General features: G+C 59.8%; 21 protein-coding genes. 9 read left to right on the top strand and 12 right to left on the bottom strand.

The features are described from left to right. Positions 1-8 precede the first annotated feature (8 nt). Genes B5F28_RS12365 through B5F28_RS12335 form a run of 8 tightly spaced genes read left to right on the top strand, consistent with a single transcriptional unit; the run spans position 9 to position 4,468 of the window. On the top strand, positions 9-2,240 hold the full coding sequence (locus B5F28_RS12365; RefSeq protein ID WP_087296184.1) for an AAA family ATPase: 2,232 nt from the start codon (positions 9-11) through the stop codon (positions 2,238-2,240). A 42-nt stretch (positions 2,241-2,282) separates the two neighbouring features. After that, positions 2,283-2,699, top strand: a complete 417-nt coding sequence (locus B5F28_RS12360) for a RusA family crossover junction endodeoxyribonuclease (RefSeq protein WP_087296183.1) — start codon at positions 2,283-2,285, stop codon at positions 2,697-2,699. Continuing rightward, positions 2,696-2,836 (top strand): hypothetical protein, encoded by a 141-nt coding sequence (locus tag B5F28_RS14795; protein WP_158097602.1) that lies wholly within the window; start codon positions 2,696-2,698, stop codon positions 2,834-2,836. Before B5F28_RS12360 ends, B5F28_RS14795 begins: the two co-directional genes overlap by 4 nt. A gap of 17 nt (positions 2,837-2,853) precedes the next feature. Beyond that, positions 2,854-3,255: a nucleoside triphosphate pyrophosphohydrolase family protein gene (locus B5F28_RS12355; RefSeq protein ID WP_087296182.1), complete on the top strand. Its 402-nt coding sequence runs from the start codon at positions 2,854-2,856 to the stop codon at positions 3,253-3,255. Next, a complete protein-coding gene (locus tag B5F28_RS12350) occupies positions 3,252-3,497 on the top strand; it encodes a zinc ribbon domain-containing protein (RefSeq protein ID WP_087296181.1) in 246 nt (81 codons plus the stop codon). The genes B5F28_RS12355 and B5F28_RS12350 overlap by 4 nt, the downstream gene beginning before the upstream one ends. A 1-nt stretch (position 3,498) precedes the next feature. Beyond that, the gene (locus B5F28_RS12345; RefSeq protein ID WP_087296180.1) at positions 3,499-3,807 is read left to right on the top strand and encodes a hypothetical protein; all 309 of its coding nucleotides are present in this window, start codon (positions 3,499-3,501) and stop codon (positions 3,805-3,807) included. Further along, entirely contained in the window at positions 3,804-4,094 is a 291-nt protein-coding gene (locus B5F28_RS12340) for a hypothetical protein (protein WP_087296179.1), read from the top strand. The genes B5F28_RS12345 and B5F28_RS12340 overlap by 4 nt, the downstream gene beginning before the upstream one ends. After that, complete coding sequence (locus B5F28_RS12335; protein ID WP_087296178.1) at positions 4,091-4,468, top strand: sigma factor-like helix-turn-helix DNA-binding protein; 378 nt, start codon at positions 4,091-4,093, stop codon at positions 4,466-4,468. The genes B5F28_RS12340 and B5F28_RS12335 overlap by 4 nt, the downstream gene beginning before the upstream one ends. A gap of 69 nt (positions 4,469-4,537) precedes the next feature. Here the strand turns inward: B5F28_RS12335 and B5F28_RS12330 are convergent, their stop codons facing one another. After that, positions 4,538-5,365 (bottom strand): J domain-containing protein, encoded by an 828-nt coding sequence (locus tag B5F28_RS12330; RefSeq protein WP_087296177.1) that lies wholly within the window; start codon positions 5,363-5,365, stop codon positions 4,538-4,540. A 150-nt stretch (positions 5,366-5,515) separates the two neighbouring features. On the opposite strand from B5F28_RS12330, the gene B5F28_RS12325 reads away from it, so the two are divergent. Beyond that, complete coding sequence (locus tag B5F28_RS12325) at positions 5,516-6,919, top strand: KAP family P-loop NTPase fold protein (RefSeq protein ID WP_158097601.1); 1,404 nt, start codon at positions 5,516-5,518, stop codon at positions 6,917-6,919. 55 nt (positions 6,920-6,974) lie between these two features. On the opposite strand, the gene B5F28_RS12320 is transcribed toward B5F28_RS12325, so the two are convergent. From B5F28_RS12320 to B5F28_RS12270, 11 genes are read right to left on the bottom strand one after another with little or no spacing between them, the layout of a single operon-like run. Next, positions 6,975-11,909 carry a hypothetical protein gene (locus tag B5F28_RS12320; RefSeq protein ID WP_087296175.1) on the bottom strand — a complete coding sequence of 1,645 codons (4,935 nt, stop codon included), beginning with the start codon at positions 11,907-11,909 and terminating at the stop codon, positions 6,975-6,977. Between the two features lie 19 nt (positions 11,910-11,928). Continuing rightward, positions 11,929-12,996 (bottom strand): hypothetical protein, encoded by a 1,068-nt coding sequence (locus B5F28_RS12315; RefSeq protein WP_087296174.1) that lies wholly within the window; start codon positions 12,994-12,996, stop codon positions 11,929-11,931. 58 nt (positions 12,997-13,054) lie between these two features. Further along, positions 13,055-13,318 (bottom strand): phage holin family protein, encoded by a 264-nt coding sequence (locus B5F28_RS12310; RefSeq protein ID WP_087296173.1) that lies wholly within the window; start codon positions 13,316-13,318, stop codon positions 13,055-13,057. A 2-nt stretch (positions 13,319-13,320) separates the two neighbouring features. Next, positions 13,321-13,575: a hypothetical protein gene (locus tag B5F28_RS12305; RefSeq protein WP_087181037.1), complete on the bottom strand. Its 255-nt coding sequence runs from the start codon at positions 13,573-13,575 to the stop codon at positions 13,321-13,323. Positions 13,576-13,585: 10 nt separating this feature from the next. Continuing rightward, entirely contained in the window at positions 13,586-14,860 is a 1,275-nt protein-coding gene (locus B5F28_RS15330; protein ID WP_087296172.1) for a glycoside hydrolase family 25 protein, read from the bottom strand. 3 nt (positions 14,861-14,863) lie between these two features. Further along, positions 14,864-15,487: a hypothetical protein gene (locus B5F28_RS12295; RefSeq protein ID WP_087296171.1), complete on the bottom strand. Its 624-nt coding sequence runs from the start codon at positions 15,485-15,487 to the stop codon at positions 14,864-14,866. Between the two features lie 13 nt (positions 15,488-15,500). After that, positions 15,501-16,016, bottom strand: coding sequence for a collagen-like domain-containing protein (locus B5F28_RS12290; protein WP_087296170.1), 516 nt, complete (start codon positions 16,014-16,016; stop codon positions 15,501-15,503). Positions 16,017-16,029: 13 nt separating this feature from the next. Further along, entirely contained in the window at positions 16,030-17,097 is a 1,068-nt protein-coding gene (locus B5F28_RS15325; protein ID WP_143424748.1) for a collagen-like triple helix repeat-containing protein, read from the bottom strand. Between the two features lie 4 nt (positions 17,098-17,101). Further along, a complete protein-coding gene (locus tag B5F28_RS12280; protein ID WP_087296169.1) occupies positions 17,102-18,973 on the bottom strand; it encodes a hypothetical protein in 1,872 nt (623 codons plus the stop codon). A 15-nt stretch (positions 18,974-18,988) separates the two neighbouring features. Then, positions 18,989-19,594 (bottom strand): hypothetical protein, encoded by a 606-nt coding sequence (locus B5F28_RS12275; protein ID WP_087296168.1) that lies wholly within the window; start codon positions 19,592-19,594, stop codon positions 18,989-18,991. After that, positions 19,591-21,501 (bottom strand): hypothetical protein, encoded by a 1,911-nt coding sequence (locus B5F28_RS12270; protein ID WP_087296167.1) that lies wholly within the window; start codon positions 21,499-21,501, stop codon positions 19,591-19,593. The genes B5F28_RS12275 and B5F28_RS12270 overlap by 4 nt, the downstream gene beginning before the upstream one ends. Positions 21,502-21,549: the final 48 nt, after the last annotated feature.

The raw sequence follows: 21,549 nt of genomic DNA, 5'->3' as shown, positions 1-21,549 counted from the left end.
AGAAACACATGGAACAGCAGCGAAGCCTTACCCCGATTCTGGATTTTCTGGACCCCACCGCGCTGGATTATACCCAGTGGCTGCAGGTGGGCATGGGCCTCAAGGAATCCGGCTATCCGCTGAGCCTCTGGGAGCAGTGGAGCCAGCGGGATGCCGGCCGCTATCATCCGGGGGAATGTGCCCGCAAGTGGGAGGGCTTCGGCCGCTGCGGGGCAGCCCCGGTCACCGCAGGCACCATCGTGCAGATGGCGCTGGACCGGGGCTATTCTCCCGCCGGGGAGGACTATGCCCTGGATTGGGACGACCTGATCGGCCCCGCCTCCGGCAGGCAGGCGTCCGAGCGCCCGCTGGTGGATAAAAACTGGGTGGAGGGCCGGGAGCTCTCCATCCCGGAGACGTGGGACCCGGCCAGCCAGCTGATCGATTATCTGCAGGCCCTCTTCGAGCCGGACGAGCTGGTGGGCTATGTGACCGAAAGCTGGCAGAAGGACGGCCGGTATGTGCCCACCAAGGGCTGTACCGACCGCACCGCCGGCCAGCTCATCGATGCGCTGCGCACCTGTAAGGGGGACGTGGGCAGCGTTCTGGGCGACTATGACCCGAAGGTGGGCGCCTGGATTCGCTTCAACCCGCTGGACGGCAAGGGTGTGCGCAACGAGAATGTCACCGAATACCGGTTCGCGCTGGTGGAATCGGACTCCATGGAGCTGGAACGGCAGAACGCCATCATCCGGGAGCTGGAGCTGCCGGTGGCAGCGCTGGTCTACTCGGGCAAAAAGAGCCTGCATGCCATCGTCCACATCGACGCCGACAGCTACGAGGAATACCGCCGCCGGGTGGATTACCTCTACGCAGTCTGCAAGAAAAACGGCCTGACGCTGGACCAGCAGAACCGCAACCCCTCCCGCCTGTCCCGGATGCCGGGCGTGCAGCGGGGCGAAAACAAGCAGTATCTGCTGGATACCGGCATCGGCAAGCAAAATTTTGAGGAATGGAAGGAGTGGGTGGAAGCCTCCACCGACGACCTGCCGGACACCGAGGCTCTGGCGGATGTATGGAACGACCTGCCGCCCCTTGCCCCGCCTCTGATCCGGGACGTGCTGCGCCAGGGCCATAAGCTGCTGCTGGCAGGCCCCTCCAAGGCAGGCAAGAGCTTTGCCCTCATCGAGCTGTGCATCGCCATCGCCGAGGGCCGCCCCTGGCTGGGCTTTGACTGTGCCCAGGGCCGGGTGCTGTATGTGAATCTGGAGCTGGACCGGGCCTCCTGCCTGCACCGCTTCCGGGATGTGTACAACGCTCTGGGCTGGCGTCCGGAGCATCTTGCCAATCTGGATATCTGGAACCTGCGCGGCCGCAGCGTCCCCATGGATAAGCTGGCCCCGCGCCTGATCCGCCGGGCGGCGAAGAAAGGCTACCTCGCCATCGTCATTGACCCGATCTATAAGGTGATTACCGGCGACGAGAATTCCGCCGACCAGATGGCCGCCTTCTGCAACCAGTTCGATAAGGTCTGCACCGAGCTGGGCTGCGCCGTCATCTATTGCCACCACCATTCCAAGGGCGCCCAGGGCGGCAAGCGCAGTATGGACCGGGCCTCCGGCTCCGGCGTGTTCGCCCGTGACCCGGATGCCCTTCTGGATTTGATCGAGCTGGAGATCTCCCCGGAGCTGCGCACCCAGCAGGAGAACGCCGCCGTGTGCGCGGTGTGTATGCAGGCGCTGCGCCGGGCAGGGAAGGAGAGCGCCGCCAGCCAGGACGACGCTTGCAGCGCATTGCAGATGCAGCTGGTCTGCGGCGAGCAGCTGGACGGCATGGAGCGGGCCAAGCTGGCGCTGGACATCGAACAGGCCCGCCGGGCTGCCGCCGGGCTCACCGCCTGGCGCATCGAGGGCACATTGCGGGAATTTGCCCGCTTCCCGGCCATGAATCTTTGGTTCGACTTCCCGGTCCACCGGCAGGATACCACCGGCGTGCTGGGCGATCTGCAGCCGGATATGGAAACCAAAGGCGGCCGCACCAGCTGGAAGACCAATTTTAACAAGCGCAAGACCGAGGGCCAGCGCAGGGAGGAGCGAAAAAGCTCGCTGGATACCGCCTTCGATGCCTGCAATATGGAGGGCAGACCGGTGGCCGTGTCAGAGCTGGCCCAGTACCTGGGCGTCACCGAAAAGACCGTCCGCAACCGGCTTAAGGAGCACGGCGGCTTCTGGGTGGACGGCGGCCAGGTCGGCCGGAAGTGATCCGCATACAAAAGAAACAAGCGAAAGGAGGTGAACCCAGCGATGGAGCTGGAATTTTTCCTACCCATGATCCCGCCCACCGTCACCCATCAGGATAAGGGCCTGCGCACCTGGCAGAAGGAGGGGAAAGCCAGGGCAGTGCTGTACGATTCGCCCCAGCTGACCCAGGCAAGGGCCAAGCTGCACGCCCACCTTGCTCCCCACAGGCCCCAGAAGCCGATGCAGGGGGCGGTGCGGCTGGTGGTGAAGTGGTGTTTCCCCACCGGAAAGAGCCACAAAAACGGGAGCTATAAAACCACCAGGCCGGATACCGATAACCTGCAAAAGGCCCTCAAGGACGTGATGACCCAGCTGCACTACTGGAAGGACGACGCCCAGGTGGCCAGTGAGATCTGCGAAAAATTCTGGGCCGATGTGCCGGGCATCTACATCCATGCCCAGGAGCTGGAGCAGGGATGAACCGGCACGATGTGCGGCTGGCCCGCCTGTTGTACCGGCTGCTGTGTGCCGGGCTGCTCACAGGGGCCGTCGTCACCCTCATCCTGTCCGCCGCGGCCCTGCTGGGTGCTTTGCGCCTGCTGACCTGGCTGCTTTAAACGAAAGGAGAAACGGAATGAGTAAACCTGTGAACATGAATGAACTGGCGAAAGAGATTCACGAAAACGCGGTCGCGCACGGCTGGTGGGAAGAGGAGCGCAGCTTTGGCGAGATCGTGGCCCTGTGCCACTCCGAGCTGTCCGAGGCGATGGAGGAGTACCGGGCCTGGCGGCCGATGGAGTGGCATGAATGTAAAATCGACGGCTTTCCGTGCGATGAAGCCACCTGCGAATGCGAAGATTGTGAAGGGGCGCATTTCAGCGAAAAGCCCGAAGGCATCGCCGTGGAGATGGCAGACTGCCTGATCCGAATCCTGGACTGGTTCGGAAAGGAAAACCTGGACGTTGACCGCATCGTGCAGGAGAAGATGGAATACAACAAAAGCCGTCCCTACCGGCACGGGGGCAAGAAATTATGAACCGGATGCAGTGGGAGGCAGCCATCCACAGGCTCTGGCAAATGGAAGAACGGCTGCCGGAGGGAAGCTTCGACCGGCTGGCTCTGGAACAGGCCCGAAAAGCGGCCCAAAGCAAAATTCCGGCCAAAGTCCGCTACGGCGGCGGTGCCTGGCGCTGCCCGGAATGTAACGAAAGTTTGCGGCCCGGGCGAAATTACTGTGGGAATTGTGGTCAAAAGCTGGAATGGCCAAATGAGGTGTAATATGAAAAAGCTGAAAAAGATCTACTGGTTTTTGCTGATCGACCACAGCACCGGATTTATGCGGGTATGCCTGCTTATGCTGATTCCCTGTGCTTTGTCAGAGGTTTTCTGCCATGTATGGATGATGCTTCTGGCACTTCTGTGCGCTGTGGTCATGGTGGCATCCGCCAACCGGTGGAACCGACATACCTGCGACACCTGCCAATGGTGGGAACCGTTCAACGGTGTGTGCTGCAACGGGGACAGTCCCAATGTTGCCGATTTTGTAGACGATGGATGCGAATGCTGGGAACGGGGGTACCCTAAGTGAAAGCCAGATACCTGACCACAAAGGAAAAGGCAGCCGCCCGCATTGCCGCCGAGTCGGTGCTGGACGCCCAGGTGGAGGACATTACCAACCGGGTCCAGTGCATGGTCTTTGCGGCCATGCTGAACGCGGGCCTGTCCGCAAAAACTGTTAACCGGGTGATCGACCAGCTGCCGGATGTGATCGACAGCTACGGCCGCCTGCGCAAGGAAAAGCTGGCCGATTACGATATGATCCAGGGCCTGATCGCCCGCGGCGTGAAGGTCCGCATGACCAAGGAGGAGTTATGAACCTGTGGGAATACCGCGACGCACTGAAAGCCGTCCAGGCGGCCCGTGAGCAGCTGCTGGAGCTCAAATCCGAGCGCATCACCCAAAGCCTGTCCGGTATGCCGGCAGCCCGCAGCCGGGAGGGTGACCGGCTGGCCAGCCAGGCCGAGCGGATCGACGAGGCCCGCTGCCGGCTGGATGCCGCTAAGGTGGAAATGTACGCTGCCTATGCCAGGGTGGCAGCTGCCATCGCGCCGGTGCAGGGCCGGGCACACGAAATTCTGAACCTGCGCTACATCACCGGCCTGTCCATGGGGCAGATCGCCCGGGCGCTGCATCTGCCCCGGTCCACCGTCTACCGCCTGCACGACCGCGCGGTGCGGCAGCTCAAATAAAAAAAATGCGTCGTTCTCGTGGATAGGGAACGGCGCAGTTTTATTTGTATAAAGCAACTACAGTCGACTTTACAGCTTTGTAAAATCAAATTGAATGGTAAATTCGGCAAATGGGGTGTTGAGTGCTTTTTTTCCATCCTCGAAAATGGTCACTTCAAGGCGGCTCGAAAAATCTGAATCTAAATTTTTCTCAAGTATCGTAATAGGGTTCTCGTCAAACCCCATATCGGGAATACGATCTCGTTCTATACACGCTGCGGAAAGGGTCAAGCGGCTTCCGGGTTCTAAATAAACGACGATTCCATCTACTCCTATGGGATTCCTGTTTATTGCAAAGTGATGTTCCCAATCCTCTCCAATGCCAGTATTATTGAGCTCATATGCAGTAGCTGTTACACGGTATTTTGCACCATTTCCAGATGCATCAGCAGGAGACAGATCTATTACAGTGGGTGAATCAGGCAAAAAGAAATTCGTATGGACCCAAAAAGTAAGAAGCGCCCCCAAAAAGGCGATGACAATACCGCAAAACCATTTGAGTTTATTTTTTCGGGAAGATCCTCTGGAGCTTTTCCCTTTATCATTGGGCTGTGGTCCGTCCGCAGAAGCATCAGACTGCTGATTCTCTTTGCTTTGATCGGAGGTGTTTTCACCACGATATTCTCGCCCTGCATTACCCTGATCGCGAGCGTTTAGTAAGAAATCATAGTCTTTCCTTCGCTGCTCATCGCGAAGAACATTATATGCATCAACTATTTTTGAAGTTTGCCTTTCCGCAAATGCTTTGTCTCCGGTATAGTAGTCAGGATGAAATGCCTTTAACATGTTCCGGTATGCAGCTTTGATCTCATCCTGGGAGGCAGTTGGGCTAACACCCAGCACATCATAATGTGTCATAATTATGCCTCCTTTTCATAGTGATATAGCGCCACTTTTAGGTTTTTAGTAATTATGACATATCTAAATAACAATAGCAAGAATGCAGACGAAAAAGCGTTGACTTTTGTGTTATAATGAGGAAAAATCCACCAGCAGGAGGTGCCCGCCGTGGAGCAGGAACTGTATTTTGAAAGGGACGATAAACTTGGCCGAAAGCGGTACGCGGAATTTCTGAAGAAGCTCATTCTGAACAGCGACGACTTTAAGCGTGATGATGAACGTAGGGCCTTTTCCATTGCCATCGACTCTCCCTGGGGCACCGGCAAAAGTTACTTTCTGAATATGTTCCGGAATTATCTGTGTACAGAGAAGGATTGCGATATGGCCGTCGTTCTGTACAATGCCTGGGAAAACGATAACTGGAACAATGCATTTGAGCCATTGGCCCAAACACTGTTTGAAGCCTTTCAGGTGTTTGACGAGGATCAGAAGGTCGAACTGGAAAACGCAGTGAAAGCAATCGCAATACTGGCTCGCGGTGTGGCCGCAAAAAAGGTGGAAAAGCACATTTCCGAAGATGTGCTTTGTGAGGCGATCGAAGCGATCACAAAGGAGAATCCAAATAAAAATATTGCTTCCAAGGAATATTTTGCCTACAAGGAAATGATTGAGCGGCTCAGGGAATGTATTGCCCAAGGGTTGGCACGGTCAGGTAAAAAACAGCTTGTGGTCATCATTGACGAGCTGGACCGCTGCCGACCGGACTTTGCAGTTCAGACCATGGAGTTTGTTAAGCATCTCTTCGATGCAGAAAATGTGGTATTCCTTTTCGCTCTTGATATGAGCCAGCTGTGCCATTCCGTGAAGTCTATCTACGGGGAGGGAATGGATGCGGAAGGATACCTTATTCGATTTTTTGACTACTACGGTAAGTTGATTGAACCAGATATGGCCGAGTTTATTCGTCAAGAGATCGGAGCGATCCCGCATATTGAAGGCAGGATAGATGATTTTGCACAAACAGCAAGGAAACTGGACTTATCCCTGCGGGATTTGAAAATGATTTTGCGAGTATTCATTCAGATGGAAAAATATTTTCTGCATGAGTATAAGAGTGGAATTGCACATTCACTTTATTTCAAATTGGTGTGTGTAAAGTATAAGTTTCCCAGCCAACTCAAGGACTTTTTAAAAGGAAAAGCCAATAATCCGCCGCTTGTAGGGATGTTGTTTCCTCCCACAATGGAGGTGTTAGCCTTGTCAGAACCTTTAGAGTCTACAAATAAAAAAATGGTTTGTAGCAATAAAGGAACTGTAACATGGACCATAGAAAAGGCTAACTGGAAAATGGATATGGTGGTTGATGCTGCGCACAAAATCTCTTGTGTTCTCATAAACCCTTACCGGCCGAATCAGAGAACGCCCAAAGATATTTCAAAAACAAGTAACATTAATGGATTGCTTTTCTACCCCGACCTGAAAAAATGGGACCAGATCAAGGACCTCACACCCGCCCAGTACCTGATGCAGCAGCTGGAAATGTTCGATTTCTTCCAGCCCAATAACCAGTAACACACAAAACGCCCCCGGCCGCCGGAAGAAATTCCGCAGCAGCCGGGGGCGTTTTTCATCCGATCACCCCATAGATCCGCTCAGCCTGGGCACGGGAATACCCGGCCTCCATCAGCGCCTCCAGGGTGTTCAGTTTTTTACTGCCGGGAATGGTCTTCCCGGCACTGTTTTTGTCGCCGGTCACATCCCCGGCAATCTCCTTCGCCACAAGGTAGGGGATCACCGCGTCGGCGCCGCCGTCCAGGTAAGCCTGCATCATGGCTTCGGTGGCGGTCAGATTCCCGCTGTTCACCGCCGTCTGGAAGTCCTCCTCCAGCTGGGGGATCACCTGGGTCTTGGCCATGGTGTTCGCCAGCGAGTAAACGCCTTCCAGCACCGCGGCCTGTCCGGCAGGTTCCAGCGCCTCAAAGGGCGCATAGCCCTCCAGCGCCTCCACCATGTCAGCGGAGGTCTGGCCCTTCACCTGCTTGCCCAGGGTGAACTGCTGTGCATCCAGCACCACCTTCTCGCCGTTCGCGGTGAGAGAGTTGCTCATCAGGCTGGGAATCACATCAGCGTTGCCGGTGGCCTCGTATACCTGCTCCACCAGCCGGTTCGCGTCGGTGGTCCGGTCCGGGCTGTAATACCCGGGCGAGAGCATCCCGTAGGCAAGGCGGCCGATGGTGCTGCCGCCCGGGTTCTCCTGAGTGCGGCCCCACACATCCACGTATGCCGGGTTTTGTTCCGAAAGACCGGGAATCCGGTTGGTGATCCTCTGCGTATCCTCAACAAGGCCTCCGGTGAAACCGCCAGCATCCGAATAAGTGGTACGCCGAACAGGGTCCAGTGCCCGGGCGATCTGCCCGCTGATAGTGGGGATACTTTGGGTAACAAAGTTTCTTGCAGCTTGCCCGAATATCGCGGAGACTGGATTCGCTTGTGCATAGGTGGCCGACTGGATGGCACTGTTGATACCGCTGAGCATGGTGGTGTCGAATATGGGTTCTGTGATATGGCTCAAAGCAGTCATGAACTGATCGAAATTGATACCATCCTGTTCGCTTTCGTGAAAAAGCTCCACACCGGCCAGCAGCGCCATCACCGCGGGGCCTGCCCAGTCAATGGTATAGGTGCCGCCGCCGGGCAGGTTGATGGAGTAATCCTGCCAGCCGCCCGCACTCTTAAATGCGTTTTGCTTCTTGTTGTCAGGAGCAACGCCGTTCACCAGTCCCTGGCTTGCCAGGAAGGCGCCCAGTGCCATGATGCCGGTGCCGGTCAACCCCTGGGCCAGGTTGTCGATCATCTCCGCCGCACTCATCTTTCCGGCTTTCATCAGCGCAGCATCCACGGAAATCGCCTTCACCAGCCCCGCCGGGCTGTAGGCAAGGCCCCGTTTGATGATATTCAGCGGCGTGGTCTTGAAGGGGACGATGCCTCCCAAAAGCGCCTTGGTATAAAGGTTGGTGCGCTCCAGGCGGCCCAGCGCCTGCGCCAGGCTGTTCGCCTCGGTGTAGGTGGCCCGCTTTGCCTCCTCAATGGCGTAGGCCCTGGCCTTGTCCAGCACCGCACCCTCCGCAGTTTTTGGGTCAATGCGGTTGGCCTTCAAGTATTGGGCCAGGCTGTCCGTGTATGCGGTTTTCTTGAACAGGGTATCCTCGGCACTCAGTGCCCCGCTGTTGGCCTTGTAAAGGCGGCTGGCCGCCCCTGCGGCGGTGTCCGCCGCCTTGCGGGCGATCCGCTGGGGCAGGGGGCTGGAAGCAGCGGTGCCCCAGCTGCCGTTCACCTTGAAGGGGTCCTTCAGCTGTTCAATGATCTGCCGGTCGTTGTATTTCTGGCTGCCGTCCAGAATGGCGGCCACGTTGTCCAGATCCTTCCGGGCGAATTCCTTCAGGGCCCGGTCTGCGCTGTCCAGCGGGTTCAGAACGCTCTTGGTCCGCTGTCCGGCAGGCACAAAGGTGGGCTCCAGCGCCGCGCCGATCAGGTTTTTCAGTCTGCGCACCGGGATGTTGATGGCGTTGGAGGCCACGTTCCGAATGTGGGTGGCGGGGTTTGCCAGCATGGCAAGGTAGCGCCAGGCGTTCCACCGGTCCGCCCATGTGGCGGGCAGCTGATCCGCAATGTTCCGGTAGATGGCCAGCAGCGCCTCGTCCTGCTCCTTCTGGCTGCCCGCCTTCATCAGAGCGTCCGCCAGCTCGCCGGGGATCGAGATGTTTCCGAACTGGCTGCCGTACTGGTCCACCAGCTCCTTCTTGAAGCTCTCCAGTGTCTGCTGGGCGTAGTAGAGCTTGCCCTCCGGGGTCATCCGTTTCAGCAGCCGCTGGGCCTGCAGGTTCTGGCCCGCCTCGGTGGCGATCCGGGCAAGGTCACCTGCCAGCTTCATGGCGGTCTCGGTGTCACCGTTCTCCGCCGCCAGGGTATACAGCACCTGTCCCTTGGCAATGCCTGCCTTGGAGGGGGCGCTGCCGTCATTCATAAGGCTTTTCCAGGCATCCAGTTCCTTCTGGTAGCCGTTTTGCTGAATGGCCTGCACCGCCTCGTTCACGACCTGCCTGTCCCTGGCCACATCGTGGGAGAACAGCCCATCCGCCACCGCCTTTTCATACAGAGGGATCATCTCATTCGGCGTCTGTGGGGCCTCCATCAGGGTGCGCACGCCCGCGCTTACCCGGTCGGTGCCGTTCGTGCTCATCGGCACATCCACCACCCGGGCAGCGTTTTCGCCGGGGGCAATGGTGCCGTATTCCGCCTGCATGCCCGCGTAGCTGGCAGGGTCGTGTTTTTTGGCGCCGATGCTGTCCGGCGGCAGGTTCAGGCTCTCCTTGAAGGTGCGACGGGAGTTTTCCAGCATGCCGTCAAAATCATCCACCCAAACAAAATCCTCCAGGCCGGTCAGCGTCGGGTTCTCCTTGAACTGGTGGTAATAGGCCGCCAGCTCCCGGTTTACCTTTTCCAGATCGTCCAGATCGTTCAGGTCCAGGGCTCCGCCAAAATACCAGTCATTGATCGTAGCAGCCGCCTTCTGATAAGAAGGGTCGAATGCATCAAAACTGGAAATGAAGGCATCATAATACTCCAGCGCCGCTTTTTCGCCGCGGTTGAAGGCGATATGAAAGTCCTCGTGCGCCAGCACATCCTTGGGGTCAAGCGAGGTGTCCTTCCAGATGTACACGACGCCATCCGGTGAGGTGACTGTATCACTCAGCCGCCTGGTTTTTCCCTTAGAGTTGACCAGAATCGGCTGATCGGTCAGCACGAATTCCCGGCCGCGCAGGGTATATCCCTCTGCGATCTGCCGGGCGTTTTCACCGGCCTGCTCCACGCCCACCGGTTTGTAGGCGAATTCGGTCCGTCTTATCTTTCCCAGCTTCATGCCGGAGGCTCTGGCCTGTGCGCGGAACTCTTCGGCTACTTGAGGTACGGGCACTCCAGCCCGTTGTCCTTCAGCCAGGCCTTGAAGTCCTGAAGCATCTGAAACTGCTGCTCCATGGTCAGCCGTCTGCCCAAGCCGCGCTCCTTGCGCCACTTCTCCCCGAAGGGAACTCCGTACTTCTTGTGGAACTCCTGATCTCTGCTCAGCTGTGCCAGATATTCCTCCCACTCCTCGTCGCTCATCCGCGGGTGACCCGTGTAGTCTGCGATCATATCCGGCAGTCCCCGATAAGGCTGCTTCGCCATCGTTCATCGCCCTTTCTGTCGATTCTATGGCTTTATCATACCGTTCGGGGAGATTCGTGTCAATTCCGCGGCTCAGTGCCCTGCGGGTGGCGCTGCTGGTCTCGGGCAGCCTGATGCCGGTCGCCTGTTCAAAGGCTGCCCGGTGAACGCCGCCCGGCTTCAGAGCGTCCATCTGGCGGCTGGTCAGGGTCCCGTTCCGGAAGGCCTCCACCAGCTGGTCCACTTCGCTTTTTTGGCCCACCGGGGCCGAACCGGCGGCCGTGGCGGGGGAGGGCAGCGCCTTCGCCGTGTCCAGCGCATCCGTAGTATTTTGTGCAGCGCGTGCCGCTGCTTGGGCGGCGTTTTGGGTGCCGCTGCGCATCCCGCGCAGGGCCTGTCTACCCGCGCTCCATAAGTAAGGAATCTCTTCGCCCACCACGTTCAGGGCAGCGTTCACGCCCAGATTTGCTGCGGTGCGTGCGGCGATCTGCCCGGCGCTCTTTCCATCCCGCACATCCCGGGCAAGGCTGGGGGCGGTGTCCATCACCAGGTCCGCTGCCTGTCCCGCCAGCATGGAGGCGATGCCTTCTGCGCCGAAGGCCTGCCCCAGCACCGGGATCTGCTGCAGCGCCTTTGCGCCCCGGGTCCCGGCCAGCGCCGTGCCCGCTTTCTGCAAGGCGGGGATCTGTGCCGCCGCCGGAGCCACCAGAGCGTAACCGGCCAGGCTGCCGCCGATCTGGCCCCCCAGGGTCCCGATGGGGTTCTGGGTCCGGGCATCCTGCACCGCGTCGTCCCCGGTGCTGCCGCCGCTCATAAGGTCTGCCAGCGCCGGAATCCCAAAGGCCTCCGCCGCGCCGGTCATCACGTTGGCAATGGGGCTGATCTTGTTGGCCAGCCGCTGCATCTGGCGGCTGTATTCCTGTTGCCGGGCGTCGGGCTGTCGGCCGCTCTTTTCCAGCTCCCACATGGCCGCGCTGTTTTCCCCGATCAGCCTGCGGGCGTCGGTCTTCTCCTCCCGGCTCAGCCGGTATCCGTCCGAAAGCCAGGTGTCCAGCTGCCGGGCCTGCTCCTCATCCTGCCCGCCGTCGGTCAGGGTGGAGGGTTCCACCTTTGCGGGAACGGCCGCCGGTTCGCTCGTTTTCTGTTTCGTCTGCTGCAAAAAATCCGCCCCGGCTGTGGGTCGTGTTTTGGGCGAAGCAGTCGGGGAAGGGGAAGAAGCGGAGCTTCGGCGGGAAAAGGAAACGGAGGAGGAAGCAGACGAGGAAGCGGGGACGCTGGGCTTGTCCGGGATCTGTTCCAGCCGTTCCACCGTTTCGCTGCGCCGCTTTTCCAGTGCGTTCAGGTCATATCGTGCCATGTCGCTCCCCCTCGCCTTGTCAGTTGATGCCCATCTGATTCAGAATGTCCAGAATGTCCTGGTTGGAAACGCCGCTCAGCATCAGCGCGTCCACCACATCGTCCGGGTTCTGGTAGCTGGAATATACCTGCTGGGCCAGCCGGTACGCGTTACTGCCGGAGCCGGCCACACCCGCCTGCCGGGTCGAAACGCTGCGGGTCGAATTTCCGGCCGAGTAGCTCTGGGCTGCCGCCTTCTGGGCCGCAGCGGCCTGCGCCTTTTGAATGTCACTCAGCTGGCTCAGGTAATCCTGGCTCAGGGCAAACTGCTGGTCGTAGTTCACGCTGGCCGCGTCCGCAATGGCATTCGCCAGGTTCTGCTCCAGCTGCATCTCGTAGGCCAGCTTGGCCGCCTCAGCGTCGCTCAGCTGGCCGTTGTAGCTCTGCAGGGCACTGGCCTTGCTGGAATCGTAGCTGTTTTTCAGGCTGGCCAGGTTGTCGTTCCGGCCGCTGTCGATGGTATTCCGGCTGTTGCCGTACTCGTTGTACAGCCCGGCCATGGTACTTTCAGCGGCGCCGCCGGAAAGTCCCTGGGCACTCATCTGCTGGCCCAGGTCCCGCTTGCTCATCATGTAGTTGATGTAGGCCTGCTGCTGGGCGTTGTCCGCCTGCTTGTTCACACCATCCACGCCCAGGTTGTAGTCGTTTTCCAGTGTGCCCAGGGTGGATTCATAGTTCTGCTTCAGCCCGCTCAGCTGGTTCTGGTAGGCGCTGCCCAAAGCTGCCATGTTCCGGTCATAGGCAGCCTGTGCAGCCTCCCGCTTGCGGCGCTCTGCCTCCTCCGCCGCCCGGCGCTGCTCCTCATAAATCGCCTGCAGCTGCGCCTGATACGCGGCATAGGGGTCATAGGCGGGGGCCGATGCGCCGCCACCTCCGGAAGAGCCGCCCGAAGAACTTCCGCTGCCGGAGGAGCTGTTCGGCTTCCGTCCCAGGCCGCTGTAGGTGCTGTGCCCGTAGCTGCCCGGCTTGTAGCTCTCGTTGATCTGCTTTTTCTGTTCGCTGGTCAGGCCGCCCCGGCTTCCGCCCAGAACCCAGTCCGCCAATGCCATACCGATCTCTCCTTTCCTGCGGCCAGCCCCCGCCATAAGGGCAGGGGCCGGCTCTGCGTTACTGCTTCAGCTGCTTTACCGCCTGATCGGCGCCGGTTGCCGCCAGACCGCTCACAATGCCCACCGCCACAGCGGTGATGGGGTCAGCCGCCGGGAACTCGGGCATGACATACATGCCCGCCACGCCCAGCACCGCACCGGCCATGCCGCACACGATGGGGATGATCTTGTTGTTGTTCCAGGGGGTCGCCTTCACGATCAGGCCAACCAGATAGCAGATCACCACGATACCGGCCACGCCGGTGATGCCCATAATTTCCATTGTTAATCCTTCCTTTCCAGAATCGTAATGCGGGTCTCATGGTCGTTGAGCGTCGCATCCTGTTCATCGTTGTGTTTCCACAGACGGCGGTGGCCTTCGGTGTTGTTCTGTTCCTGCTGGGTCTGCCGGTCCCGCAGCCCCTCCACCAGCGTGGAGAGCTTGGTGAGGGTGCTGTTCAGCCGAATCACCGGCGCCCCCACCGAGAGAAACAGTCCGGCCACCACCACCAGCACCCCAACTACGCCCCATTCATCCATCGGCTTCACCTCATTCCGCCAGCGCCGCGCCGGCCTTTTCCAGCTTGTCCAGCACCTGCTGGGCGGCGGGGTCCTCCAGCGCCTGCTGTACCAGCTCCAGCTTTTCCAGCACCCGGTCCAGCTTGCCGTCCATATCGTCCAGCATCTTGTCCAGCGCGGCAACGGCCTCCAGCACCTCGGTCAGATCCAGCTCCGGCTTGGGTTCCTCGGGTTCCTCAGGCTCTTCGGGTTCAGGCGGGAGATAGTTCTCTACGCCCAGACCAAGGCTCTGAGCTTTTGCCACAATCTGCTTGCGGTCACCCTCGCTGGCCGGGCCAACAATGATGTAGTCACCCGCGTCAAAGTGGGGCAGATTCAGGCTCTCCGCCAGTGCCGCCATGGTCTTACGGTCGCCGCCACTCACGGGGCCAATCTTCAAAGTATCGCTGTACATGGTGTTGTCCTCCTTCTCAAATCCGTTCTTTCCTGCCGCCCGGATGAGAGCGGGGAAGTCCACATAAGCCCGGTTGCAGTCCACCCGGCCGCCGATCCCGGCCACGGTGCCGCTGCTGGTGTACTGGTGCATGTCCCGCTGGATGGTCTGGTCCGGGTTTGCCCGGTAGTCCGCCAGCCAAACGGTATCACAGTGCTGCCGGATGGCTGCAAGGTCCACACTGGGCATCCAGCTGGTGTAGGAGTAATACCCTTTGTACCACTCCGCGCCCATAGCATCGAAGAAGGCCAGCGCACAGGCGGTGCGCTGCGCTGCCGGGATGCTTCCATCCTCCTGGTCAAAATAGACAGGATACTCAAACTGTTTGCCCGCCAGCACCTTGGCAAACAGCCGCCCCTCGGTGGCCGCGTCCGCCGGTGTGGTTGCATAGCTGTACCAGTAAGCGCCCACCGGAATGCCCAGGCGTTTGCACTCGGCATAGTTGCGCTCAAAGGTGGGGTCCTTCTGACTTTCATATCGGCCATACCCGGCCCGCAAAATGGCAAACTGCACACTGGGGTCCGCTGCCACGGCATCCCAGTTGATGGTGCCCTGATGCTTGCTCACATCAATGCCGTGGACGGCAAGGGCAGGGGAGGAGCGCACCAGCAGCACCGGTGCGGGCTCTGCCTCCAGTGTCCAGCCCATCCTGTCCAGATATTCCCGGATCTCGCAGCATTCCTTTGCGTGATCCGCCAGCAGCAGCTCCACGGTTGCATCATTCAGGCCTTCCACCGCCGCAATCTGCTCTGCATTCATGCCGCTCACGAAGCTTTTACAGATTTCGCGGATTCGTTTATCGCTGATCTGCATGGCTTACCTCCATTCCTGCGAATAGATGTTCCAGGTTTTCACAGTTCCGAACACATCCACCAACTGGACGAACCGGTCCATCCGCACCAGCGTGGCATCCTCATTCACGCCATCCGGCCAGGGCGAGGGCTTGTTGCTGGCGTTGCAGATGAAGTAACCGTTTCCTACCGAGTCCGGTTTCTGTCCATTCGGGAAAACACCGCCTCGACAAATTGCATTGCCGGTGTTGAATTTCCACACATTGTAGTAGTGGTCATAAGTTGCCAGCGTACCGAAAATGTCTGTGATAATCGTCTGGTTGTTGTTTCGGATGACAACAGCACTGTCATTCAGTCCCTCCGGCCAGGGGGTTACCTTGTGGCTTCCATCCGTTTCCCAGATTCCGAGCGTCAGCTCACTTACTGCAATGCCATTGCTTACAAGGCCCATCCGAACCACAGCATTTTTGGCATCTGCCGCGCCCACATCCGATGCGGTCAGTTTCTTGCCGCCCACTTTACCTTTGTTGTTAAACAGCACATGACCATCCTCAAATCCGCTGGTGGTCGTGCTGCTGCTCACCGTATTGGGGCCTGCCGCGCCCTGCGGTCCGCGGATGTTGCCCAGCAGAAGTTTCTGTTCTGCCATTGTTCCTCCTCCTTTACGAAAAGATCGCGTACAGGTTGCCCTCTTCGTCCAGTTCGAAGCTGGGCGTTTTCCCGTTTGCACCGGCCGGTCCGGTGGGGCCCTGAGGCCCCTGTGCGCCGGTATCCCCCTTAGCACCCTGCGCGCCGGTGTCTCCCTTGGGGCCCTTCAGGGTGGCCACATAGGCCCACTTTGCAACCGATGCAGCGCCGCCCAGAGTACACTTGTACACATAGTTGGTGCTGCTGTTCATGTACATGTCTCCCACAATGGCACTGCTTACGCCGCTGCCGGAGAATACGGTACCCGTGGTGCTGGTACCGGTGATTCCGGTGCCGGTGTACCAGGTGCTGCCCCGGGTACCGGCCGGGCCCTGTGCACCGGTGGAGCCGGTCGCACCCCGTTCGCCCTGCGGGCCCTGGGGGCCGGTGTCTCCCTTGGGCCCCTGCGCGCCGGTATCGCCTTTCGGGCCCTGGGGACCGGTATCGCCCTTGGGGCCTTTGATGTTGCCCAAAAGCTGCCGTTCTGCCATCTTTCATCCTCCTTTACTCGTACCGCACATACAGGTCGCCGTTCTCCTCCAGCTCCAGCGCCGGAGTTGGCCCGCGCAGACCGGTCACGTTGCCCAGATCCAGCTTCTGTCCGTCCTGCAGGGTGTAGACCAGATGGCCGTCCTCGATGGACAGGGGAGGGGGCTCGCCTGCGCCGTAGTAGACCGCAAGATTGCCGCTTTCATCCACATCCATCTTGAAAAAGCCCGGGTCACCTTTGGGGCCGGTCTCGCCCGGGTCGCCCCTTTCACCCTGTGGTCCGGGGCTGCCCTGCGGGCCGGTTTCGCCCTGCGGGCCAGTAAGCCCCTGTGGGCCCTGCGCACCGGTGTCGCCCTTCATGCCCTGCGTCCCCTGCACACCCTGCGGCCCGCGGATGTTGCCCAGATTGATCTGCACCTCATCCGATACGGTGTAGATCAGGTTCTTGTCCCCGTCGATGGAGAAGGGCGGCGTGGGCTCGCCGTCGTTGTGCTGCAAATACACGTTGCCATCCTCGTCCACGGTCAGGGCAAACAGGCCGGGGTCCAGGTCTGTCACCACGCCGCCGGGGCCGGGAGGGCCTTCCGGTCCGATCAGGCCGTACACCACAGTGGCGTCGCTGTCCGGGTCATCCTCCACCTGAGTGAACTTGAAGCGCAGCTTGCGCCGCTGGGTGTAGGTGTTGTCCAGACCGTCCTCGATCACATGGCCTCGGCTGGAAGCCACCGTGAACTTGCTGCCGTCGGTGCTCACCTCCAGCTCTCCGAAGGAATTGAGCCGGATTTTTTTCACGTCGTCGCTGATGACCCGCTTGAGAAATTCTACGCCCAGCGCAGCCAGCACGGCGTTCAGGTTGTTTGCAGTCTCTGCCGGCACGCCGGAGGGCACGGTCACGGTGATCCCGTCCGCGCCGGTGCCATTGTTCAGTGCATCCACCAGCGCGTTGAAGGCGGGCACGATGATCTCCCGGGGGATCTCATCCAGAATGCGCTGCATTTCGGCGGTATCCACACCGGGGGTGTCCGGGCGGCCCACGTTGCCCTTGCCCTTCAGGTCGCTGTCCTCGATCCGTTTGAATGCCATTTTCTCACCCCTTGTAGTTTCCGTTTTCCACGTATTCCAGCGCGTAGGCCATCAGGCCGAAGGGTTCGTTCCGCTGATCGTTTTCAAAGCGGAACCGGGCCTTGTCCACCCGTTTGATGCGCAGCTTTGTGTGCAGCGTCTTGGTGGTCTGGTCGTTGGAATAGGTGAATTTTGAATAGATCAGCCCCGCGTAGCTGAAGTAGCGGGCCTTGCGGGCCTCCTCCCGCAAAAATCCCCAGATGCCCCGCTTCTGGGCATAAAGCTTCACGCTGGTGGCAACGGCCGGGGTCAGCTGCAAAGCAAGGTACCGGAAGGTCTTGTTCTTGTAAAACAGCTTGCCGGAAAAATCCGGTGTCTCCCAAACCGCATGGATGGGCTGCCCGTCGTCGTTGTAGCTCTCCTGTGCCTTGGGGTCGTCGAAAAACCGGTATACCGATCCGGTGCTGTCCCCGAAGAACAACCGGTCGTTCTCCACCCAGATTGCGCTGGCGGGAAGATTTGTGCGGTAAAAGCAGGCATACTGCCGGGTGGAATAGGGTTCACTCCGTTCCTGCCCCAGGCTCTGCAGCCCGTCCAGAATGTAGGCGTGCCCGTTCACACACAGCCAGTAAAGGTCTCGGAACACCGCAGCCACTGCCTTCGACAGCCCGCTTTCCCGGGTCAGTGCGCCGTTCACATAGTAGCTTCGATCCTGGCTGTACCGCTCACCGCTGATGTCACTTGGGGTAATGGCGTAGATGCCCAGTGAGGTCAGAAACACCGGCTCGGTGCAAAGGTAGCAGAAGCTGCCCTTTGCTACCGCGCCCGGTCCCTGCAGCGTATTGGTGATGGGGAAGGCAGGCTGATTATCCACCAGATCTCCGCGGCGGATTACCACGTTCCGGTCGGTGTCCCGCTCATCCTTGTGGGCGGCCAGATAGTTGTTGATGATGCTGTACCCCATCACCGCGCTGCCGCCGCTGCCCAGGGTGCTGTACCCGGTATCCGGCCAGTATGTGGGGTCATTCTGCCCGGAATACCAGTCATAGCTGGGGTAGTCCGGGTTGCCGGAAAGAAAAAGCCGGTCTGCCGCACCATTTACTCCGAAAAGAATGCCGATATCACATTTGTTGATCCGGTCGGCGTATCCGGTCACAGTACGCGCTGCGGTGATCCGCACATTGTCCTGTCCGCTCACCGGGCTTTGCCCGGGAGCGGTGGTGAAGGTCACCACGCCGGTCTGCCGGTTTACCGAAAAATCAGCCCCCTCGTTTTTCTTCACCCAGTCGCCCTGGGCGCTCAGCACTTCCACGGTCACATCGGCAGAATCCAGTCCGGAAAAGCTCAGGTGGTATTCCTTGGCGTCCTCAGTGCCCAGAAACATCTCCTGAAATTTCGGCTGCAACAGGTTCAGCTGCTCATATTGCTTGCCGCCTCCGGCGGGAGCCTTCGCAATGGTGAACAAAGGGATTTTTGCAATTTCAGAGGCCTTCTTCACCGTCTTCCCGTCGTAAACCAGCAAAGCCTTTCCATCTGCAAGAAATAACCGCTCCGCCAGCTGCCAGCTGCGGCTGGGCCGGTCGGCGGCCTCGCTGTACACCAACTCCGGCTCGCTATCTCCGGCAAGGTCCACCCGATACAGCTTCGTTCCGGCATGCAGCAGGCCGGGCTTTTCCCCGTAGCCGTGGTAGCCGTGAATCGCACCCTCCAGCATAAACAGCTTTTCATACCCCATGCACTTGCGCACCTTGCCGGGCACATCCCGGATCAGGTTCTGTCCGTTCGGGCTCTGGCCCTTGTCCACGTTGCTGGGGTCGTTGGTCATGTCCACGCCCAGCAGGGTGTCCACCGTCAGCACGCTGCGGCTCACCTGGCTGGGCACCTTAAAGGTCGCCAATCGTCACACCTCCCGTCAGATCCACCCGCTCACGCTGGTGAATTCGTCCGAGGTCACGCCGGAGCAGGGCTGCTTCAGCAGCCCGAAGGCCACCTCGAATTCGTTCCGGTACACCGTGGCAATGGCAATGTCATCGTCCTTGTACAGCTGGCTGGCAATGTACAGCGGCAAAATCACCGCGGCATCCGGGTCAAGGGGGATCTCCTCATCGTCCGGCGTGGTCAGGGTAATGGCAGGGGGCCATGCGTCGTAATAAAACAGCACCTTGCCCTGCACCCCGTCCGGCAGCACTAAAAACCGTCCGCCCACAAGCTGTGCGCCGGTCACGGGGCAGGGGGTGCCCGCCTCATCAAAGCCGTATACCTCCAGCCGGTCTGCCCGGTAAAAATCCGTCAGCTCCCGGGTAAGGTCAACGGTCATCACCCCAGCGTCCTTGTCCGGGATCTCGTAGCATTTTCGCAGCGCCTTGCCTGCGGTGCAGAGCAGCTGAAGCCCCTCATTTGCCGCCTGCGGCATGGCATTCATGTACTCCCGCACGCTCTCATCGTTCTCATTGATGGTGGTCCCGTCCGCCGAAAACATCTTCTGCAAAACCGCCAGCTTCACGTCTTTCCAGGTCATAAGCCGCCCTCCAGATGTCCGGTATCCGCCGCGGCAGCCTGGCCGGTCAGGCCGGGCTGCGCCCCCGCAGCCTGCAAAGCGGCGGCCTTCTGCTCGTCGATCTCCTGCTTGATGCTCGCCTTCATGGCCTCCGCGTGGGGGTAACCGGTCTCGGCCAGCAGGGTCCACAGCCGATACTGGCTCTGCAGCTCGTTGATCGGGCCAAAGGCGCCCGCCTGATACTTCACGTCGATCATGCTCCACAGGGTCTCCCGGTTGCTGGCCAGGTTGGAGGCCGGGTCCACCTCAAAGATGAACTCATCGCACCAGTAAAACTCGCCGGCCGCGTCCCGCTTCAAAAAGTCGTACCGGTCAAAATGGGTGAACTGCTGCTGCCCGTCCGGCTGCTGGTAGGTCAGGGGATAAGGCTCATCCGCATAGGCCAGCATGAACTGGAACATCAGCTTGTAAAGTTTCGCGTAGGCCTGGTTTTTCATCTCCCGTTTGGACTGCAGGCGCCCCGCCGACTGGTTGGCCGAGAACTGCTTGGCGGTTCCGCTGGTGGCCGAGGCATCGTATTTGCCCTGGAAGGCATCGGTGATGCCCAGGGTGCTTTTGGCCCAGGCGTAGTTTGTCTCCAGCATGTTCTGGTCCCGGCTGGTGTCCACCTGCACGTTGACCACGCCGATCATGCTCTTGTCCGCCGGGTTGCGCATCCGCAACACCTTCAGCTCCCGGTCGGTGGTCTCCACGTTCACCCCTTCGGGCAGGGTCACATAGCTGCCGCCCTTCAGCAGCTTTTCCTCGATCTTGGTGCCGAACTTGGAAACGGCGATCTGCTGATCCTCGATCACATCCACATCGCTGGAGCCCAGAAGCTGGCCGAACAGCCGCACGTTGCGCCGCAGCACCAGGGGAAACGCGTTCGGCTTGTAGTAGGGGATGGTGGTGCGCACCGGGGGCCCCTCCTGCCAGATGGGTTCGCCGGTCAGAAGATCGGTCTGGATGCTGCCGTCCGGGTTTTTCACCGGTTCCGGTTCTCCCGGCTCAAAGGCGGGGACAAGGGTGCCGTCCGCCAGGGTGATGTCCCGCTCCAGCTCCTGAGCCTCCAGTGGGGCCTGCCGGAATTTTTTCGAGCCGCACACCGGGCATGCGTCGGCGGTGCGCCGGGTCCCGCACTCGCAGCACACCTCGCCCCGCCGGGCCTGATAGTCCTCCAGATCCTCCAGGGTTTGGTCGCCCACCCAGCTGAACAGTCCGATCCCTCCCTCCCGGTTGCGGAAGTAAACAATGTTCTGGGTCACAAGCCCTTCCACGTATTCGCCATCAGCGGTGCGGGCGCTCACATCGCTCTCGCTTTCCTCTTCGATCTTCACCCCGTACCGCCGTTCCAGATATTCCCGGCTCTGGCTCACCAGCACGAAGATGTACTCCATCTTCTCCACGTCGTACACGCCCGGCTGGGGGATCACCTGCTTGGGATGGCGCTCGCACACACTCAGATCGCCCAGCGTGCAGTGGAAGCCCGCATTCGGGTCCCACTCCACCTGCCAGTAGTCGCCGCCCTGAATGGGCACCGTGCGCTCCTGCAGATCGTTCAGCTCCTTGAAATTCAGCAGCCGGATCTGGTTGAGCAGCAGCGCCTCGATCTTGCGGGCCAGCTCCTTGTCCTCCGGGTGGATGGCAGTCACCCGGGGCTGGGGCACGGTGCTGTCCACCTGGCTCTCGATCAGCTCATACACGATGTTGCGCACGTTGGTGGCGTCCTTGGCCTTGCTTGCGCCGGAGGCCGCGGGGATGGAATGGTCGCCGGTGTAGTAGGCCTGCCGCCGGTCCATCTTCTGGCGCAGCGGGTCGTAGCTGCGCTTTGCGTAGTCCAGCCGGGCCTGCCATTTCGCACGCTTTGCTGCAGAGCCCTGGGGCTGCATAAGCTTTGCGCGCCTCAAAAATCCTTCCTTCATAGGCCCTCCTGTCTT

The sequence above is a fragment of the Gemmiger sp. An194 genome (genome assembly GCF_002160145.1).
In the GTDB taxonomy this organism is placed as follows: Bacteria; Bacillota; Clostridia; order Oscillospirales; family Ruminococcaceae; genus Allofournierella.
The sequence above is the reverse complement of the archived record's forward strand: the minus strand, read 5'-3'. Positions and strand labels throughout refer to the sequence as shown.

What these genes read in the sequence shown, in the direction of transcription:
- B5F28_RS12365 (WP_087296184.1), top strand. Translation starts at nt 9, where the DNA reads ATGGAACAGCAGCGAAGCCTTACCCCGATTCTGGATTTTCTGGACCCC.
- B5F28_RS12360 (WP_087296183.1), top strand. Translation starts at nt 2,283, where the DNA reads ATGGAGCTGGAATTTTTCCTACCCATGATCCCGCCCACCGTCACCCAT.
- B5F28_RS14795 (WP_158097602.1), top strand. Translation starts at nt 2,696, where the DNA reads ATGAACCGGCACGATGTGCGGCTGGCCCGCCTGTTGTACCGGCTGCTG.
- B5F28_RS12355 (WP_087296182.1), top strand. Translation starts at nt 2,854, where the DNA reads ATGAGTAAACCTGTGAACATGAATGAACTGGCGAAAGAGATTCACGAA.
- B5F28_RS12350 (WP_087296181.1), top strand. Translation starts at nt 3,252, where the DNA reads ATGAACCGGATGCAGTGGGAGGCAGCCATCCACAGGCTCTGGCAAATG.
- B5F28_RS12345 (WP_087296180.1), top strand. Translation starts at nt 3,499, where the DNA reads ATGAAAAAGCTGAAAAAGATCTACTGGTTTTTGCTGATCGACCACAGC.
- B5F28_RS12335 (WP_087296178.1), top strand. Translation starts at nt 4,091, where the DNA reads ATGAACCTGTGGGAATACCGCGACGCACTGAAAGCCGTCCAGGCGGCC.
- B5F28_RS12330 (WP_087296177.1), bottom strand. Translation starts at nt 5,365, where the DNA reads ATGACACATTATGATGTGCTGGGTGTTAGCCCAACTGCCTCCCAGGAT.
- B5F28_RS12320 (WP_087296175.1), bottom strand. Translation starts at nt 11,909, where the DNA reads ATGGCACGATATGACCTGAACGCACTGGAAAAGCGGCGCAGCGAAACG.
- B5F28_RS12315 (WP_087296174.1), bottom strand. Translation starts at nt 12,996, where the DNA reads ATGGCATTGGCGGACTGGGTTCTGGGCGGAAGCCGGGGCGGCCTGACC.
- B5F28_RS12310 (WP_087296173.1), bottom strand. Translation starts at nt 13,318, where the DNA reads ATGGAAATTATGGGCATCACCGGCGTGGCCGGTATCGTGGTGATCTGC.
- B5F28_RS12305 (WP_087181037.1), bottom strand. Translation starts at nt 13,575, where the DNA reads ATGGATGAATGGGGCGTAGTTGGGGTGCTGGTGGTGGTGGCCGGACTG.
- B5F28_RS15330 (WP_087296172.1), bottom strand. Translation starts at nt 14,860, where the DNA reads ATGCAGATCAGCGATAAACGAATCCGCGAAATCTGTAAAAGCTTCGTG.
- B5F28_RS12295 (WP_087296171.1), bottom strand. Translation starts at nt 15,487, where the DNA reads ATGGCAGAACAGAAACTTCTGCTGGGCAACATCCGCGGACCGCAGGGC.
- B5F28_RS12290 (WP_087296170.1), bottom strand. Translation starts at nt 16,016, where the DNA reads ATGGCAGAACGGCAGCTTTTGGGCAACATCAAAGGCCCCAAGGGCGAT.
- B5F28_RS15325 (WP_143424748.1), bottom strand. Translation starts at nt 17,097, where the DNA reads ATGGCATTCAAACGGATCGAGGACAGCGACCTGAAGGGCAAGGGCAAC.
- B5F28_RS12275 (WP_087296168.1), bottom strand. Translation starts at nt 19,594, where the DNA reads ATGACCTGGAAAGACGTGAAGCTGGCGGTTTTGCAGAAGATGTTTTCG.
- B5F28_RS12270 (WP_087296167.1), bottom strand. Translation starts at nt 21,501, where the DNA reads ATGCAGCCCCAGGGCTCTGCAGCAAAGCGTGCGAAATGGCAGGCCCGG.